Origin of the sequence: Candidatus Phytoplasma tritici (genome assembly GCF_000495255.1) — a bacterium.
Lineage (GTDB): Bacteria > Bacillota_I > Bacilli_A > Acholeplasmatales > Acholeplasmataceae > Phytoplasma > Phytoplasma tritici.
On record NZ_AVAO01000001.1, the window covers coordinates 94,185 to 112,402 of the forward strand.

The window sequence follows — 18,218 nt, forward strand, 5'->3', positions numbered from 1 at the left end:
CTTTAAATAATAAAATAATTACTTACAAATAAGGAAAAGACCAAACTATATAAATAGTTTGGTCTTTATATTTAATATTAATATTATATCTTATTTTTGAAATTGACTTTGATATAGTTTATAATAAAATCCTTTATAATTTAATAATTCTTGATGTGTTCCTTGTTCAATAATAGCCCCTCTATTAAGTACTAATATCTTATCAGCATTAACAATAGTAGACAATCTATGAGCAATAACAAAAGCAGTTTTATTTTGAATTAACTTTTGAATAGTTTGTTGTAACAAAATTTCAATTCTAGTATCTACATTAGAAGTAGCTTCATCCAAAATTAATATTTTAGGATTACTTAAAATAGTCCTTGCAATAGTAATTAATTGTTTTTCTCCTTGAGACAAATTATCTGCTTCTTCATTAATTTGCATCTGATAACCATTAGGCTTAGTATTAATAAAATAATTAACTTGAGCTTGTTTGGCTGCTTGTATTACTTCTTCATCAGTTGCATCTTGTTTACCATATTTAATATTTTGCCAAATAGTATCTTTAAAAAACCAAGTATCTTGTAATACCATTCCAAAAATAGTTCTTAAATTATCTTTTTTTAACTCACGAATATCAACTCCATCAACTTTAATAGACCCTGCATTAATATCATAAAAACGCATTAAAAGATTAATTAAAGTAGATTTACCAGAACCTGTAGGACCTACAATAGCTATGGTTTGTCCTGGCTTGGCAACAAAATTAATATTCCTTAATAACATATCTCTTTTATTATAACCAAAAGAAACATTTTCAAAAACAACTTCTCCTTGAGGATTAGCGATAACTTGAGGTTTAAGCACTTCAGGAGCTTCTTCAATTTCATTTAAAAAAGCAAATACTCTTTTAGAAGCAGCATTAGCAGATTGTAATAAAACTGACATATGACCTATTTCAATAATGGGGTTGCCTAAACGCCAAACAAATTGTAAAAAACATCTAAAAAGCCCTATTCCAATAACTCCTACTCCTAATTTAGTTAAAAAAAGAGGTGTATTATGATGGCCTTCAATCAAAAAAAAACCCATCATACTAACTGCAATTAAAGTAAAATGAGTAAACAAACATACAATTGGCGAAGTTAATCCAGACAAAAAATTAGATTTAAAAACTAACTTTTCTAAATATTTACTTTGATAACTAAACTCTTTAATAACTGTATTTTGTTGATTATATAAAATAATTTCTTTATATCCAGTATATTTTTCTTGTAAAAAACCATGATAATTCCCTGATGCATCAAACCTTTGAATAAATATTTTCTGTGATTTAGTAAACACTTTATAAATAGCATAAAAGGAAAAAGGAATCATCATAAAGACGATAATACCTAAAAAAAAATGTAAAACAAACATAAAACAAACAATCATTACAATCATTAAAAAAGAAGCTAACATAATAGAAAAAGATTGTTGTAAGGCATTAGAAATAACTTCAATATCATTCGTCATCCGACTCATAATATTTCCTAAAGTATTAGAATCAAAGTATTTAATAGGTAAACGATGATTTTTTTTTTGCACATCTTGACGCAAATCTCTCATCCCTTGATGAATAGATGAAATTAACATTTTATTAAAAAAGATACGACACATAACAACAACAAAATATAAAAATAGATTAACACATAAAATAAAGATAATATAATGCATAATATTGTTGCCAAAAAAAGGAACAGAAAAGGAACTGCAATCTTTATAATATTTTTGAATTTCATCAGTAATAAATCTACCTTCAAAATAAAACAAAAAAACATTAAAAAGGGAGGATACAAAAATTAAGAAAAGTCCTAAATTAATTTGTTTTTTAAAAGGTTTTAAATATCTAAAAATTCTTTTCATACAACAACCTCTAAATTTTGGGATTTGGCAATTTCTTGATAAAGAAGACAATTTTTCATTAATTCTTGATGAGTCCCTATAGCTTTCATTTTTCCTTCTTCTAAGACAATAATTTTATCAGCATTAATAACAGAAGTAAGTCTTTGAGCAACAATTAAAACTAAGGTTTGGCCTTTCATTTCAAAAAAAGCTTTTCTAATTTCATATTCAGTTTTATAATCAAGAGCTGAAAAAGAATCATCAAAAATATAGATATCAGGTTTTTTAAGAAATCCTCTTGCCATAGAAAGTCTTTGTTTTTGTCCACCTGAAAAATTAGTGCCTAATTCACTTACTCTTTCATTAAATTTATGATTTTTATTTTGTACAATTTGATAAGCTTGAGCAATTTGCAATGCTTCTGTCATTTGGTTTTCGTGAGGATTTTGTTTACCAAAAGCTAAATTACTTCTAATAGTTCCTTTAAATAAAACATTTTTTTGAGAAATAAAACTAATTTTATTACGCAAATAATTAAGATCATATTCTTTAATATCAATATCATTAATTTTAATAGTACCTTCGCACACATCATAAAGGCGAGGAATAAGCCCTATTAAGGTGGATTTCCCTGAACCAGTAGCACCTACAAAAGCTACAATTTGTCCTTGTTTCATACTAAAATTAATATTTTCTAACATAGGTTGTGTAGCATCAGGATAAGTAAAAGTAACATTTTCAAAAGACAAAGTTTTAAAAGGTATTTGAGGTTTTAAAGGTTTGCAAACATTTTTTATTTTAGGTGTAATATTTAAAACATTTTCAATTCTTCTAACAGATACCAAAGTTTTAGGAAACATCATAAAGAGTAATAAAAAATCCAAAATAGCAAATAAAACATGAAATTGATAATCAATACATGAAAGAAGTTTACCTGTAGTAAAACCAGGATGCTCTTGGGTTAAAAAATACACTCCTACCCCAACATTAATCAAAATAGAACAATTTAAAAACAAATAAAAGATAGGATCAATAGCAACCATAAAATTAAATAATTTAATAGAAAAAAAACTATATTTATGATTTACTTTAGAAAAACGAGAAGTTTCATATTGACTTTGACGAAAAGCACGAATAGATTTTATCCCAATCAAATTTTCACGAGTAATAACATTTAATTCATCTAATTTTTTTTGTTGTTGTTGTGATAAAATATAGGATTTTTTAAGAATAATAAATAGTGTTAAAACTAAAAAAGGAGCAACAAAAAGGATTCCTAAAAGCAAAAAAGAAGCTACATAAAAAATAGCAATAACACTAATTACAAACATAATAGGAGATACAACAGCAGTACGGTAAAAAACAGAAATAAAATTCATTACTTGAAAAACATCCAAAGTAGTATAGTTAAGGATAGAAGAAATACCTAATTGTTTCATCTCAGTGGGCGAAAAAGTCTGTACTTTTTTAAAAATATCACCACTTAAATCTTGAAAAAGCAAGGATGATACTTTGGAAGCACAATAATTAAGGATTAAATTCCCTATAAAACCACAACAAGCACATAAAGTTAAAAGCCCTAAAAGTGCTAAAGGATCAAGTTGGTTTTTATTATAATCAATAATAAACTTACCAATTATAAAAGGTATTCCCAATTCACTACAACAAACAAACAAAACAGCAATTAAATTTAATAACAACAACATTTTGTATTTGAATAAATATTTCCAAATAATTTTCATTAGTCTAAACTCACAATTCCTTTGTTTATATGGTTAATTTTTTTGTTACAATTTATTTCAAGTAATAATAAGGGTAAAAAGAGTAATAAATATAATTAAAATAATAAAACGTAATAAAAAAAAAGACTATTAAAAATAGTCCCTTATAATTGTTTTAATAACAACTAAATAATATTTATTGTTAATAATATAATAACTTGTAATTACTTATTTGATTTCAAAATATCTTTAATTTCTTCTAATAAAGCAATTTCTTTATTAAGATTTTCTTGTAAAAACAACATATTTTTATCGGTTTTGTCCTTTTGCAAAGGATTTTTCCACGACATTAAATTTAAAATAGTATAAATAATAAAAGAAAGTAACAAAAACTCTAAAATAGTTTGCAAAAAATTACCATAACCAAGATAAGTGTTAGTTTTAATTTCAAATTTCAAATCTTTTAAAGCCCCAGTATAATCAAACAACAAAGAAAAAAGAGGCATAATAATATCTGCTACCAAAGAACTTAAAATTTTGGCAAAAAGTTGTCCTATTAAAACTGCAACAGCTAAATTAATAACATTTCCACGGGCAATAAAAGTTTTAAAACCTTTAGCAAATTGTAAAGATTTAGAGGTAAAATTATAATTTTCTATCATTTTAAAACTCCTTTTTTAATAAAAAATTAAAAAAACACAAAACAATACTACTTTCAAGTCACAAAAGACAAACCAATAAAAAACCAACCTTTAACACTTTAAATAAAAGGGATTTTTACATTTTTATTATAACATTTTTTAATTATAAAAATAGCAAAATATCTAAAAGGGGACCAAAAAAATGAAAATAGCAATTTTACAAAATGAATTTATGTTTAAAACAGAAGCAAAAATTTGAATAAAACTTAAAAATAAAATACTAATAAATTTATACATTCATATTTTTTGTACATCCTCTCTTTAATAAAAAGATCTAAATTTTCTAAAGTTATAATCCACATTAAAGTGCCCATAATTAAAGTAAAAATACTAAATATTAAAGATAAAACAATTATTATCAAATTAAATTTATACCATAATACAAAAATCCTAAAAATATATTAGCCAACAAAGAAATAAAAAATAATGTTTTAATTAAGTTTTTATGTTTAGATATAAATTCGATTTTTTTAATTTGATATAAAAAAATTAGCCAAAAACAAAAATTAATATATTACCTAAAATAGGAATCACTAATATTGCAAAAAATAAATTTTGAAAAATATAGACCGAACAACTCCAAAACCAACTCCAAGCACAAAAATCCCTAATTGAAACTAAAAATCAAGAATTAATAACCAACCAAACTTTATCTGAACAAGAAAAAAACAAGCACTCCAAAAAAAATCAACCAATTAACTAATAATTTTCAACAAAAAGAAAAAGAATATCAAGCAACTATCTACCAAAAAGAACAAGAAATCACCCACTTAAACCAAATCATCAACAAACAAGCAAACAAAATTAACCGTTTAAGCGATGAATTAGAACAACAAATTGACAATAAACAATATTAAAACATCTATAATCACATTAATAAACTAGATATTAAGAAAGGAATTAAAAACACAATATTAAATCTTCTAAACTCAATTCCTAATTACTTAAAACTAAAATAATAAAATAAAAAGATAGTAAACAAATAAGAAATACTAGCAACTAATCTAGACCATTCAAAAATTTTAATTTGAATTAATGTTTTTTCTTTTTGTTCTTGGTTTTGGGATTCTTTCAATCATTTCTTTAAACTATTAATTGATTGTGAAACAACAGTAATAAATAAGAAAGATAAAAAAAGCATAATACTAAAAAAAATCCAATTAACTGGGGGGGTATTTAATATTTTAAAATATCTTAAAAATAAATAAAAAAATACAAAAAACAAACATTAATATAAGTTCTAAAATTCTTATAATGATTTTATGTTTTAAATTATTGGGGTAAGTAATTTTTAAATTATCAATTTTCTTTTCTAATAAAAAAGGAATTAAAACAATAATAAAATAATTAAAAATCCTATCATAAATTCAATAATTATATATATATTGTATTTACACCCTATCTATCTAAATTATTTAATTCTCCTAAATGATTAACAAAACACCTCTTCATTTGATTTAAAATTATAAAATATATAAATCAAAATGAATAATTATCTAGTTTGCAACACAAAATACTTATTTTAGTATAAAAAATAAAGGAATTATTATAAAACTAAATATTATTTATTATTGATTATTCCTTTTAAAAATAAAAATCTTCATCTTGCAACGCCTCAGAGCGCATTTTTTGATAACCATTTCCCTTCATAGAAAAATTATCCATAGTTTTAGTCTCAGTATTAAGTCCATTAATGATAACGGGGTTTACATTTTCGGATGGAAAAAAAGCATCAAAACCCAAATTCATTAAAGCTTTATTGGCATTATAACGCACAAATTTATTAACATCATCTTCTAAATTTAATTTATAATAAATGGCATTGACTAATGAGGTTTGTGTTTGATAGAGTTGTTGCATCAAATCATCTAACCATGTTTTTAAAGTTTTTTTGGTGGGCTTATCAAACAGTTGATAAAGTTCAGTTGCAAGACGTCCCACATAAACACCATGAATACTTTCATCACGAATAATTAAATTAATAATTTCTCCTGATTGCATCAATTTTCCTTGACCATAAAAATATAAAGGATAGTAAAAACCACTATAAAACAGCCAAGTTTCTAAAAAAACCGATACTGCCATAGCTTTCCACTGAGTTTTTTTAAATTCCAATTCACCAAATTGAAAGTCAGTTTGTTTTTTCAAATAAATCTGGTCTTCCAAAGCCTCATAAACTTTTACAATTACTTGCATCATGGTTTGAAGATTTGTTTGCTGGTTGCCCCACAAAAAAAGTTGATTAATTTCTTTGTTAGTTAAATAGCTCATAAAAATATTAGAATAACTTTTAGCATGTACTGCATTTTCCATAGCTCCCATAAAATTAAGGGTAGCTTTTTTTTGGTGTTCGTGTTCTTCTAACGAACGAGAAATAACAGGCATACCTAAATCACCTTGATAAGTATCTAAAAAAGTAAGAACTAAAAGATTGCGGGAATAAGCAGTTTTTTCTTCTAAGGCAAGTTCGCTCCAAGCAGCAAGATCTCCTTGCAAACTAATATCTTCAGGACGCCAAAATTGACTTAAATTTTGTTCATAAAAAAAATGGGTATATTTGTCTTCTAACACATTCCAATTAGCTCCTTGAAAAGGGCTTTTGAAAGTTGTTTGGGGTTGGGAATTTTTGGTTTTCATTGATTTACTCCTTTTTCTTTTTGAGTTTTTGTTTTTTAAGTATAAATTAATTGAGATAAAATTGAAAGGTTTATTTTGTAGAATTATAATTTGGAAAATAATGAAGAATTAATTTTGGTAAGATTTGTATTTTAATAAGTTAATATTTATATTTTGGAAAAATAATATAACTATTTATTTTGATATAAAAGGAGTTGATACAAAAAATAAATTATTGTTAAGAATAAAAAAAGACTATCCATTTGATAGCCTTATTTTAGCAAAAAAACAAAATCACAAAAACCAAGTACGAGAAGCAATCAAACTTAACTGAGATTTATAAATATAGTTTATTAATCAAAGTTTTATTCCATTAATTATTTTTTATTCGGTTTTATATGGGTTTTTTAAACGCCACAAGCCTCACATTCATCAATTTTTAGCTTTTGGGTTCGTGTGTAATAAAGGGTTTTTATCTTTTTGTGATGAGCGTAAAGATAGTATTTTTGTAATTCGCGCGTAGTAATATCAGATGTAATTCCAAGTTCAAATGAAATACCTTGATCAACGTGCTTTTGAGCAATAGCAATAACATCAATGAGGTCGTATTTATTCATTTTATAAGCAGTGGTGTACATAAAGGAAGCTTGTTTTAATGCAGGCATTGGACAGTAAGTTTTGGAATTTCCATAGGTTCGTTCCTCTACTAATTGTTTTACGGGAGTCAAGGAAGGAGTTGCTCCCATAATATATCCAATTGATCCGTTTGGAGCCACTGCAAGACGATGAGAATTGTAGAGTCCAAATTTCATGACATCTTGTTTTAGTTGGTGCCAATCGCTTTGAGTGGGTAAGGTGATATTTTGGAACATTTTTTTGATTTTGGTAGTTTTGGGTAAAATTTCACCGCGATTGTCAAAATAACTACCATCAGCATATTTTGATTGTTCAAAATGATAAAACTTTTTACCTGTGGTTTTAGCTTTATTGCAAGAATGAAGGAGGCTGTAAAAATTAATAGCGTTGAAAAAAACATCAATTAAATCTTTGTTTTCTTCACTTCCAAAAGCAATGTAGTTTTGAGCTAAAAAGCCGTGATGACCCATAATTCCAAAACCTACACTGCGGTTAAGAAAATTGGCTTTTGCAACAGCTGGAACATAACTAATGTTGGTATTTTCAGAAACACAGTTCATTACTTCCATTGCCATAAAAACAGTTTCTTGAATGGTATTGTTAGTAATCATATTTCCCATGTGCCCTGATGCTAGATTGCATGAAACGTCCATACCGATTTCGTCTTTTTGGGTTTGATGGTAATCTTTGTAATGTGAAGTGATAGTGGGTTGAAGGATTTCAGTGCATAAATTAGAAAACTTGACTTTCATATCTGAAGTGTTTGCTTGATTTGTGTTATCGCAAAACATTAAATAAGGATAGCCTGATTCGCCTTGCATGTGGGCAATAAGTTCTAAGAGTTGGCGTGGATTGATGGCTTTTTTTTGCACTTTGGGATTAGAAACTAAAATGTCGTACCAATAATCCATATCAACTGCAATATCAGCAAAATTTTGGCCGTATTCTAGGAAAACGGTGTGCGGGAAAAAGGTATACATAACTTCATTATTGCGGGCAAGTTCAATCATTTTATTAGGCACTACAACGCCCAAAGATAAAGTTTTGACACGAACATCTTCATCAGCACTTAATTTTTTTGTACTTAAAAAATCAATGATATCGGCGTGAAAAACATTCAAATAAACAGCACCAGCGCCTGTACGTTGTCCCATTTGATCGGCATAACGAAAAATGTGGTCTAATAATTTGCACACACCTACAACACCTTTGCATACACCTTTGATGCCTTTGATAGATTCACCTTTGGCACGCAAATTAGTGATGTTAATCGAAACACCACCGCCAATTTTGGAAAGTTGCATCGAAAATTCATTAATACGGGCAATGTCATTCAAAGAGTCGCCACCTTCTAACAAAAAACAAGAGACAAATTCGCCACGATGTTTTTTGCCTGTATTAAGCAAAGTGGGAGTTGCAGGAGTAAAGTCTTGGTTGATTAAAGATAAAATGAGGCGTTTGGCAATTGCAAAGTCACCTTTAGCATGATAAAGGGCGTTTACTGACAAGCGGTCTTCGTAGGTTTCTAAATAGTGTTGTTTGTCACGAGTTTTAAGGGCATAATCGTGATAAAATTTGAAAGCTCCCATAAAAGTTGGGAAAATGAAGTTTTTTTGGTAAGCAATTTGGTAGATTTCTTTGATTTGCGAATAGGTATATTTTTGCAAAAAAGTGCTTTCATAATATTCTTTTTCTTGTAAAAAAGTTAATTTTTCTTGTAAAGTGGAAAAACGTTTTAGTTTGGGGAAAACTCCTTCTTGCAAAAAACTTTGTAAAGCTTCTTTGTCTTTATTGAGGTCTTTGATGTTTCCTTTTTCGTCAATAATTTGATTGTTTAGTGTAATCCAAGGTGGCAAGACGGTTTTTTGGGGGGTGGATTGGGGTGAGTATTGATAAGAAGGCAATTTTTGGTCGTTACAATAGCAAGCAATCCATTTTTTTAAAAAAGCTCTTTCTTCTGGCATTCCTGAACCTTCGAATTTGAGAACCAAAGGCACATTATAAGTAGAAGCGATAGTGTCGCCTGCTTTGCCATAGTTTTTGCCCCAATTTTTGTTGCCAGACACAGCAACACCTATTACTTTGGTAGCATTTTTATCTAAAAAAGTTTTGGCATCATCAGATACTTGTCCAAATTTCACACTGCGAGTAATTAAAAAAAAGTTTTCATCGGTTAATTTGGAAACAACATCTTGGATGTGTTGAAAGGAAAAGTCTAAACTTTGAGCCATTTCATAAACTTGACCTTGCAAGAGACCATCATAAATAACTTTAATTTTTTTAGGAAATAAGGCTGGCATTAAAAACTCCTTTTGCTTCTTTGGCTTTTTTGATTTTTTTGCAGTTTGATTTAATTAATATTTGCATTTCAATAAGTTTAATAAATTAAATTTGTGTGGATTATATTATTAATCTGATAATATTTATTTTATATTAATATTATATCAAAAGAAACAAAATATAGTGGCATTAAATAGCTTGAAAATACATTTTTTTTGGACAAAAATCATTCGTCAAAATAATTCGTTTCAGTATAAAATAAATATTTTATCTACTAAACTATTTAGTTAATTGAACAGATACATAAATGAAAAAAGAAGGAAAAACATGAATGTAGGAGGAAGCAAAACATGCAATGGGCTTTTAGAAATGCAAGAAAACCCTTTGAAAAAAAGACCAACTTAAAATTTGGTCTTTATATTATTTAAAAATATTTAATTGTCTAAAGTTTTGGAATAATTAGAACGGTCTTTAAAGGAAAATTCCTTGGTATGATTCGTTCATGGCGGCATCGCTCATATTTTTTTATAATTCTCCTTTTATTTTAATTTAAGTGTTTTGACTTTATTTTTAATTGGTTTTGACATTTTAAAAAACCAAAAACTGTTTTTGGCACAAGGAATTTTGAGTTTTTTCACTGTTTTAGGGTTTATACCGATGTAAGCTTTTCTTGGTTTTAAGATGAAATTTGCCGATTTTAGAGGATAAAACCACTTCTTCATTTGATTTGATTGCTTTAATTAGAGAATTTCTCAATGTATTATAAAATTCTTCTGTTTTTGAAATTGAGGTTTTATTTATCTCAGCTATTGATTTAATTAACTCTTTTTTATTCATATTTTTTTAGATTCTAAAAATTGAACGCTATTACAAATAAAATTAAATTTCCAAGCAGTTGTACCATCTACTTTTTCCAAATTATCAACCCTAATATTTCCTTCAACACCTATTAAAGCACCTTTAGAAATGTATTTTTCTAAATTATCAGCTTGTTTATCAAAAACAGTACAAGTGATAAAATTAGTTTTTTTCGCTAGAAGCACTTACCAATTCAATTAATTGCTAAAGTAAAGTTAACAACATAAGTACCACTATTAGTATTTCTTAATTATGGGTCTTTGGTAATACTATCTACCAAAATAATTTTATTAATCATATTAATTATATTAATTATATTCCTTTATTATTTTTTATAAATTTAATATTATTTAATCCATGTTATTTTAGTTGTATCAGGAACAATAAAACCAAACTTATATAAAGCAAAACAAATATACCGGCAAGAGCAATAAGTGTTAAAATTTTTCTTAAAGTCTTATTTTAAATCTTCTTTTTAATAATTATTTAGTTATTGATAAATAACCTTTTGAAACAAAACAAACAACAACAAGAATAACGATACCTAATATAGGTAAAAAACAATATTTAAAAAACTACCTAAGGTTAATTTCTTTCTTCTAAAAGATTTTTTACTGAAATAATAACGTATGTAATTTCTCGCCATTTTAATCTCCTTTTTTTATTTTTATAACTCTAATTAAGAAAAAGATTTTGAAACAATAAGGAAACCAACTTAAAGTTGGTATTTTTTTAATATTTCATTAATCGCCTACATATATTAAAGAAAATTGCTTTTCAAAAAAATAGAAAAATATAAACTTGCAAATACTACAATGGCAATCAAACTTTATTATTTATTTTGTCAGCTGAAAAAACTTTCTTTCTTGGAACAAAATGTTTTTACAGGTATTAGCAAAACTCAAATTTCAGCCAGAATTAAAAAACTAAATTCAAATTCTTTAATTATTTTTGGTGGTACTCACAATTGTGCATACAGTAAGAAAATTAGTCCAAACAACAATTAAACAATTTAGCAATTACCGCATTTCTATTTTATTTTCTACTTTGAAAAACAAAAATATAGTTTCTATATTGCACCAATTATTAAGAATTCCCAAAGACCACATTTATTTAACAACTTTTAATAATTCAAATAGTATTGAATTAGTACAAAAAATATTTGTTAGTTTTTCCACAAATAATTACAAAAGTTTTTGTTTGGCAAGACAAATTAAAGGATTTTTTACAACAAAACCAAACTCAAAATTGCAAAGATTTATTGTTAATTAAAGGATCTCTATATTTTGCCTCAGAAGTAATTCATTTTTTTGATTTGGCAAAAATTGAATAATAAAATTTTTAAAAATATAAAATTATTTTTTTATTGTTGTTTTTTTTATTAAAATAAAAAAGTATGACAATGACAATAATAAGGATTATTTTTGCTTGAAAATAGGAATTTTTACCGATGCATATAAACATTTAATTAGTGTTATTGTTGTTTCTGTTGATTCTCTAAGAGAAGGTTTGGAAGTTTTGGAAAATGAAGTCTATATCATTAAAACTAACTTTCCCAAAATCAAACAAGAAAAAAGATTCTCGCGTAATAAGAATTAAAAGAATGCCATTTCCTTTTAAAATTTTTAAATATCATCGTTGGGTTTTAAGCTATAAAAAACATCTTTTTAAAATCAAAGCCCTTAATTTGGATGTAATTCATGTTCATACTGAATTTGGGGTAGATTCTTTAGGACTTTTAGCTAAACAAAATTAAATTTGCCTTTAGTTTATACAACACATACAATGTATAAAATACTTAACTTAGATAACAAAATTATTTTTTTAGGGTTTGTTGCTTATGATAAGTTAGGGGATTTATTATCAATTAGAAAATTTATTTATTAATGCATCTTTATTTGAAACTCAAGGACTTACTTACATATATTGAAGCGCTAGCTGCTTATTTGCCTTGTGTAATGGAGTTTTGATCAAACATTAGAAGGTATAAAATAATTAAACACAAAAAATGGATTTTTTATTTATAATCAAAAACAGTTAATTATAATTATTACTTCTTTATAAAAGTAATTTAACATCAAAAAGAAACTCCGGAAAAGATTTGATTATAAAAAAATATATCTTTTTACCTAAATGTTTCATTTATTTAATTTAAATATAAAATTGAGACAATTTTTAAGTTGGTTTTTTTACTTTCATTTATGTTTTATGTTAGAAATTTATTTTTTATCACAACAAACAAATCACAATCAATAAATATTAATAAATTTTTAATTTTTGATAAAAAAAATAATATCTTTAACTAAAAAAACCTACAAATATTATAGTTTTGTCATCTAATTAACTCAAAAAAAATATTTTTTTGTTATAATATTAATGTCTTATAAATTATAAAATAAAATGCTTATTCCTTGTCTTTACAATTTAGAGATAAAGACCGCGTAGGCCATAAGGAGAAAAAATGAAAAAATATGAAATAATGTATATTTTACGCCCCAATTTAGACAGCAAAGACGTTAAAAAAATTAATGACACTTTGCAAAATGTTTTTTTACAAGCCCCAAATCAAATTTTGGAACAAAACGAAATAGGATTAAAAGACCTAGCTTATCTTATTGATAATCATAAAAAAGGATATTACAATTGGTTAATGGTAAAAGCAGATAATGATGCTGTTTTAGAATTTAATCGTATTGTCAAAATTACTGAAGAAATTATTAGATTTATCGTTATCAAAGATAAAGAATAAGGAGTTTAATTCATATGATTAATAAAGTTATTTTGGTAGGTCGCATTACCAAAGATCCAGAATTAAAAAATACTAATAGTGATACTTATTTTGTTAAATTTACTTTGGCAGTTAATGGAATTGTAAGTGCTTCTAGCGAAAAAAACTAATTTTATCACTTGTACTGTTTTTGGTAAACAAGCTGAAAATTTAGAAAAATACATTTCTAAAGTCGCTTTAATAGGTGTTGAAGGAAGTATTAGAGTAGAAACTTGGGAAAAAGACGGTTTAACTAATTGACAAACTAGTGTTTTTTGTAACAATATTCAATTCTTAGAATCTAAAAAAAATCCTAATAACAATTATGAACAATATTCCAATTAAAAATAATTCTTAAATTAACTGATATAAAATAACAAAAACAATATCATAACCAAATCTTTAAAACATCAAAAAATATTAAAACAAAAATAAAAATACAAAAAAATAAACAACAACAATAATGATAATAATAAATATTTTCAATTTCAAAAGGAGCTAAAAATGAAATTTAATAACAAAAAAAATACTTTTAAAAAACGTCGCAAAGTTTGTTTTTTTACTGAAAACAAAGTAACTAAAATTGATTTTAAAGACATAGAGCTTTTACAAAAATTTATTACTGACCGTGGAAGAATTCTTTCTAGAAGAATAACAAATACTTCTGCTAGATGGCAACGTCAATTGGCAATTGCTATTAAAAGAGCTCGCCATATGGCTTTAATTAATTTTATCCAACAATAAAAACAGGGGGTTTGCATCCTGTTTTTTTTATTAATTATAAATATTAAAACTAAATTTTATCTAATTATTTAAATGCAAATGAGGGCAAAAATTATGTTTTCTAAAAATAAACATAACACAAAATTTATTGTAATTGCTTGTGTAATTGTTGTTTTGGTTTTAATTCTTTTTTGTTTGGATTTCCAAAATATCCAAGAAATTATCGAAACAATTAATCAATTAACCAACAATCAAAATCCAAGCCAAAATACTGCCAGCGAAATGAATAGTATGCGTCGTAAAATCATTTTTTTCATTTTTAACTTTTTTGGAAAAATCATTTTAGCATCCTTTGTTATCAGTTTTTTGCTTCACATTAAAAAAAACGCACAAATTAAAAGATTAAAAAACAAACTTTCTTTATGGTCTAAATTATCTTTTCACGTAAGTCAAATTGGAGAAGAAGTAATCAACGAACTTCCTATTGGTATTGTTTTAATTGATATTTCTAGTCAAGAAATTCAGTGGATAAATCCTTATGCTAGTTTTATTTTAAAAAACCCTGAAATTAATTCCCCTTTAACTCAAATTAATGAAAATATGGCACAACTAATAAGTGCTTCTGATACAATTCCCAAAACAATCATCACTTTGAAAAACCAAAAATTTGAATGTTTTTATAAAAAAAATTTAAGTGTTTTTTACTTATTTGATGCTACCGAAAAAGAACAAATTAAACATTTATTTTTACAAAAAACCTTAGCTCTTGCTATGATTGCTTTTGATAATTTAGCAGAATCCTTAATTCGTTATGATCTTTCAGAACAATCACAAATACAGGGTGAATATTTAAGTGCTTTATCTGATTATATTGAACCTTATGAAGGTTATTTAAAACAATTGATAGACGATCGTTTTTTACTTCTTCTTAACCGCCAAAACTTAGACAAAATGTTAGAAAATAAATTTAGCATTTTGGATACTATCCGTAACATTTCTCACAAATATCAATTAAAAGTTACTCTCTCTATGGGAATTGCTTGTTGGAATTTGTCATATGAAAAACTTGCTACCTATAGTCAAAATGCAATTGAATTAGCCCAAAAAAGGGGTGGTGATCAAGTAGTTGTTAATATTGAAAATAAAAAAATTAAATATTTTGGTGCTAAAATTGCTTCTTTAAGTAAACAATCCAAAGTGCATGCCCGTATTAATGCCCAAAATTTGGTCGATATTTTGAAAAAACATCCTCATTGTTTTATCATGGGACACACTCACACCGATCTTGATGCTTTGGGTTCTGTCATTGCTTTTTACAAAATTGCAGCCACTATCCATCCCGAAAACAAAAATTATATTATCCTTGATGAAGAAAAATTAGATAAAAGCCTCATCCCCGTTTATCATCAATTAATTAAAACTGAGGTAAAAACATCTCTAAATATTATTACAACCCAACAAGCATCCAAAATGATTAAAGACAATTCCTTAATTGCAGTTTTGGATACCCAAACTAAAGATATGGTAAATAGTCCCGAACTTTTATCACTAACGCCAAATATTGTAGTTGTTGATCACCACCGCGCTACCGAAGAAATTATTCCTTCTGTTTTTTCTTATGTCGAATCATCTGCTTCTTCAACTGTTGAATTGCTTGTTGAAGTTATGGGGTTTTTGGAAAAAGAAATCCATATTACTGCTTTTGAAGCAAGCATTATGTATGCAGGTATTTTAATTGACACTAACTCTTTTATTTACCGTACAAGCTCTAGAACTTTTGAAGTAGCTTCTAAATTAAAAGATTTAGGCGCTGATGCAATTGAGGTTAAAAGTTGGTTACGTAAAGACTTTGACAAAGTTTTAGAAATTAATAAACTGATTTCTGAAATGGAAATTTTTATGGATAGATTTGCTATTATTCAAAGTTCTGAAATTTATGAAAATCGTTCTTTTTTAGCTCAAGTGGCAGAAAGCGTTCTAAACATTCAAAACGTTGATGCTGCTTTTATGATAGCCCAAATAGTAGATAATAAAATAGCAATTAGTGCTCGTTCTTACAATGAAATTAATGTTCAAACTATCATGGAACAAATGGAAGGTGGAGGACATCTTAATAGCGCTGCTACTCAATTAGAAGGTACTAATATCAAAACAGTTACAGACACTTTAAAACATTTTTTAAAATTAGAATATGAAAAAGGTGAAAAGAATATGGAAATTATTTTGTTAACTGATATTCCTAATAAAGGAAAAAAACACGAAATTATTAAAGTTAATAATGGTTATGGCAATTTTTTAATCCAAAATAAAAAAGCTCTTTTAGTAGACAAAACTAATTTAGCTGCAATTAAAAAATCCCAAATGTTAGAACAAGAACAAAAACGTAATCATGAACTTTTAATGCATAAATTAAAACAAGAAATTGATGACAAAAAAATTACTCTAGATATTCAATTAGGACCTAAAGGAAAAATTTATGGAAAAATTACTCTAAAACAAATTGCTGAAGAATTTTTAAAAGTTCATAATATTACTCTTGACCGCAAAAAAATATCTTTAGAAAGCGAAATTATCGCCATTGGTATTTATCCTGTTGATGTTTTTCTAACTGATCAAATTAAGGCTACTTTTTTCCTTAATGTAACTGAAAGAAAAAGCAAATGACAAATTATTCTAAAAATACTCCTTCAAGTCCTGAAGCAGAACGCGCTTTATTAGGAGTTTTACTTTTAAACCCTGAAAAAATAACTTTTACCTTAGATATGATTGGAGAAAATGACTTTTACACCCCTAATCATCAACATATTTTTAGAGCAATGAAAACTTTGCATGAAAATAACAAACAAATTGATTATTCTTCAGTAAGTGTTATTTTAGACAATGAAAAATTATTAAAAAAAATAGGAAATATCGATTATTTAAATGAATTATCTGATTTGATGCCTTCTACTCAACATATAGAAACATACATTGATTTAATTAAGGAAACTGCTTTAAAAAGAGAAATTATCGAAACTGTCACTTCATTAGCACAAAAAGGATACGAAAACATTGATGTCCAAGAATATTTGGATTTTTCGGAAGAAAAAATCTTTAATTTAACCAAAAATAAAAAAACCAGCGAATTATTAAAATTAAAAATTTTATTAAAAGAAATTAAAGAAAAAAATATTCTTGCCAAACGTCATAAAGATTTAGTAGGTCTTTCCACTGGATATGAAAATCTCAATAACATTACCTTAGGATTTAAACCTGAAGAATTTATTATTTTAGCTGCTCGTCCTTCCATGGGAAAAAGTACTTTTATGCTTAATTTAGCTCTCAGAATTGCTAACCCCACACACAACTCTCAATCCCCTCATATTGCTATTTTTAGTTTAGAAATGTCAAATGAACAATTAGCTATGCGAATGTTAAGCACCCAATCAAAAATACATCACAAAAAAATTCAATTGGGTAACACCAACAGAGAAGAAAAATTTTTGTTAGAAATATCAATGGAAAAAATGGATGATTTAAATATTTATTTTGATGATTCAGCTACGGTAAATATTTTAGATATTAAAGCTAAATGTCGTAAACTTAAAAGTCAAAATAAACTTGATATTGTAATGATAGACTATTTGCAACTTATACGCAAAACTAACAAACACAACCGTCAAGAAGAAGTAGCAGAAATTTCTCAAAACTTAAAACAAATGGCACGTGAATTAAAAATCCCTGTTATTGCCCTTTCACAACTATCAAGGGATGTAGAAAAAAGAGAAGACAAACGTCCCATTTTGGCTGACATTAGAGATTCAGGTTCAATTGAACAAGACGCTGATATTGTAATGTTTTTGTACCGCGAAGGATATTATGAAAAAAACAAAAAACCCGATTCTTCTGGACACACTCAAGTTATTATTGCCAAAAATCGTCAAGGATCAATTGGCATTAGAGAATTTAAATTTAATTTTGATTATATGTTTTTTTCAGAAATAGAACATAATATAAACGAATAAAAAAGCATTTTGATTAATTAAAATATTTTTTTTACCCCCATTCTTT

Annotated in this window: 16 protein-coding genes and 1 pseudogene; 9 read left to right on the forward strand and 8 right to left on the reverse strand. The window is 26.4% G+C overall.

All coding sequences use genetic code 11. The features are described 5' to 3' along the window. Positions 1–90: 90 nt before the first annotated feature. The 8 genes and pseudogenes from N747_RS0100515 to N747_RS03330 form a co-directional block, all read right to left on the reverse strand. Positions 91–1,887, reverse strand: coding sequence for an ABC transporter ATP-binding protein (locus N747_RS0100515; RefSeq protein ID WP_024563369.1), 1,797 nt, complete (start codon positions 1,885–1,887; stop codon positions 91–93). Continuing rightward, positions 1,884–3,608 carry an ABC transporter ATP-binding protein gene (locus N747_RS0100520; protein WP_024563370.1) on the reverse strand — a complete coding sequence of 575 codons (1,725 nt, stop codon included), beginning with the start codon at positions 3,606–3,608 and terminating at the stop codon, positions 1,884–1,886. Before N747_RS0100520 ends, N747_RS0100515 begins: the two co-directional genes overlap by 4 nt. Positions 3,609–3,811: 203 nt before the next feature. Next, complete coding sequence (mscL, locus tag N747_RS0100525; protein WP_024563371.1) at positions 3,812–4,249, reverse strand: large conductance mechanosensitive channel protein MscL; 438 nt, start codon at positions 4,247–4,249, stop codon at positions 3,812–3,814. 979 nt (positions 4,250–5,228) lie between these two features. Beyond that, a complete protein-coding gene (locus tag N747_RS04185) occupies positions 5,229–5,363 on the reverse strand; it encodes a hypothetical protein (protein ID WP_275039421.1) in 135 nt (44 codons plus the stop codon). A 509-nt stretch (positions 5,364–5,872) separates the two neighbouring features. Continuing rightward, positions 5,873–6,925 (reverse strand): class 1b ribonucleoside-diphosphate reductase subunit beta, encoded by a 1,053-nt coding sequence (gene nrdF, locus N747_RS0100540; protein ID WP_024563372.1) that lies wholly within the window; start codon positions 6,923–6,925, stop codon positions 5,873–5,875. Positions 6,926–7,311: 386 nt separating this feature from the next. After that, complete coding sequence (nrdE, locus tag N747_RS0100550) at positions 7,312–9,840, reverse strand: class 1b ribonucleoside-diphosphate reductase subunit alpha (protein WP_029783861.1); 2,529 nt, start codon at positions 9,838–9,840, stop codon at positions 7,312–7,314. Positions 9,841–10,359: 519 nt separating this feature from the next. Beyond that, positions 10,360–10,657 (reverse strand): annotated as a pseudogene (locus N747_RS03325) (HU family DNA-binding protein). Next, on the reverse strand, positions 10,654–10,863 hold the full coding sequence (locus N747_RS03330) for a single-stranded DNA-binding protein (protein WP_051345683.1): 210 nt from the start codon (positions 10,861–10,863) through the stop codon (positions 10,654–10,656). Before N747_RS03330 ends, N747_RS03325 begins: the two are co-directional and overlap by 4 nt. 977 nt (positions 10,864–11,840) lie before the next feature. Here N747_RS03330 and N747_RS03985 point away from each other — a divergent pair. The 9 genes from N747_RS03985 to dnaB all read left to right on the forward strand — a co-directional run bounded on the left by N747_RS03985 (position 11,841) and on the right by dnaB (position 18,172). Then, positions 11,841–12,011, forward strand: a complete 171-nt coding sequence (locus tag N747_RS03985; RefSeq protein ID WP_240992280.1) for a hypothetical protein — start codon at positions 11,841–11,843, stop codon at positions 12,009–12,011. Between the two features lie 95 nt (positions 12,012–12,106). Then, a complete protein-coding gene (locus N747_RS03990; RefSeq protein WP_240992281.1) occupies positions 12,107–12,277 on the forward strand; it encodes a hypothetical protein in 171 nt (56 codons plus the stop codon). Between the two features lie 4 nt (positions 12,278–12,281). Further along, positions 12,282–12,434, forward strand: a complete 153-nt coding sequence (locus tag N747_RS03995) for a hypothetical protein (RefSeq protein WP_240992282.1) — start codon at positions 12,282–12,284, stop codon at positions 12,432–12,434. Positions 12,435–13,139: 705 nt separating this feature from the next. Beyond that, entirely contained in the window at positions 13,140–13,427 is a 288-nt protein-coding gene (gene rpsF / locus N747_RS0100585; RefSeq protein WP_024563375.1) for a 30S ribosomal protein S6, read from the forward strand. Positions 13,428–13,441: 14 nt separating this feature from the next. Continuing rightward, entirely contained in the window at positions 13,442–13,576 is a 135-nt protein-coding gene (locus N747_RS04190) for a single-stranded DNA-binding protein (protein WP_275039422.1), read from the forward strand. Next, positions 13,554–13,706, forward strand: a complete 153-nt coding sequence (locus tag N747_RS04195) for a single-stranded DNA-binding protein (protein ID WP_275039423.1) — start codon at positions 13,554–13,556, stop codon at positions 13,704–13,706. Before N747_RS04190 ends, N747_RS04195 begins: the two co-directional genes overlap by 23 nt. 243 nt (positions 13,707–13,949) lie before the next feature. Further along, positions 13,950–14,189: a 30S ribosomal protein S18 gene (gene rpsR, locus N747_RS0100595; RefSeq protein WP_024563376.1), complete on the forward strand. Its 240-nt coding sequence runs from the start codon at positions 13,950–13,952 to the stop codon at positions 14,187–14,189. 93 nt (positions 14,190–14,282) lie between these two features. Further along, a complete protein-coding gene (rplI, locus tag N747_RS0100600; RefSeq protein ID WP_024563377.1) occupies positions 14,283–16,832 on the forward strand; it encodes a 50S ribosomal protein L9 in 2,550 nt (849 codons plus the stop codon). Then, positions 16,829–18,172 (forward strand): replicative DNA helicase, encoded by a 1,344-nt coding sequence (dnaB, locus tag N747_RS0100605; RefSeq protein WP_024563378.1) that lies wholly within the window; start codon positions 16,829–16,831, stop codon positions 18,170–18,172. Before rplI ends, dnaB begins: the two co-directional genes overlap by 4 nt. Positions 18,173–18,218 lie beyond the last annotated feature (46 nt).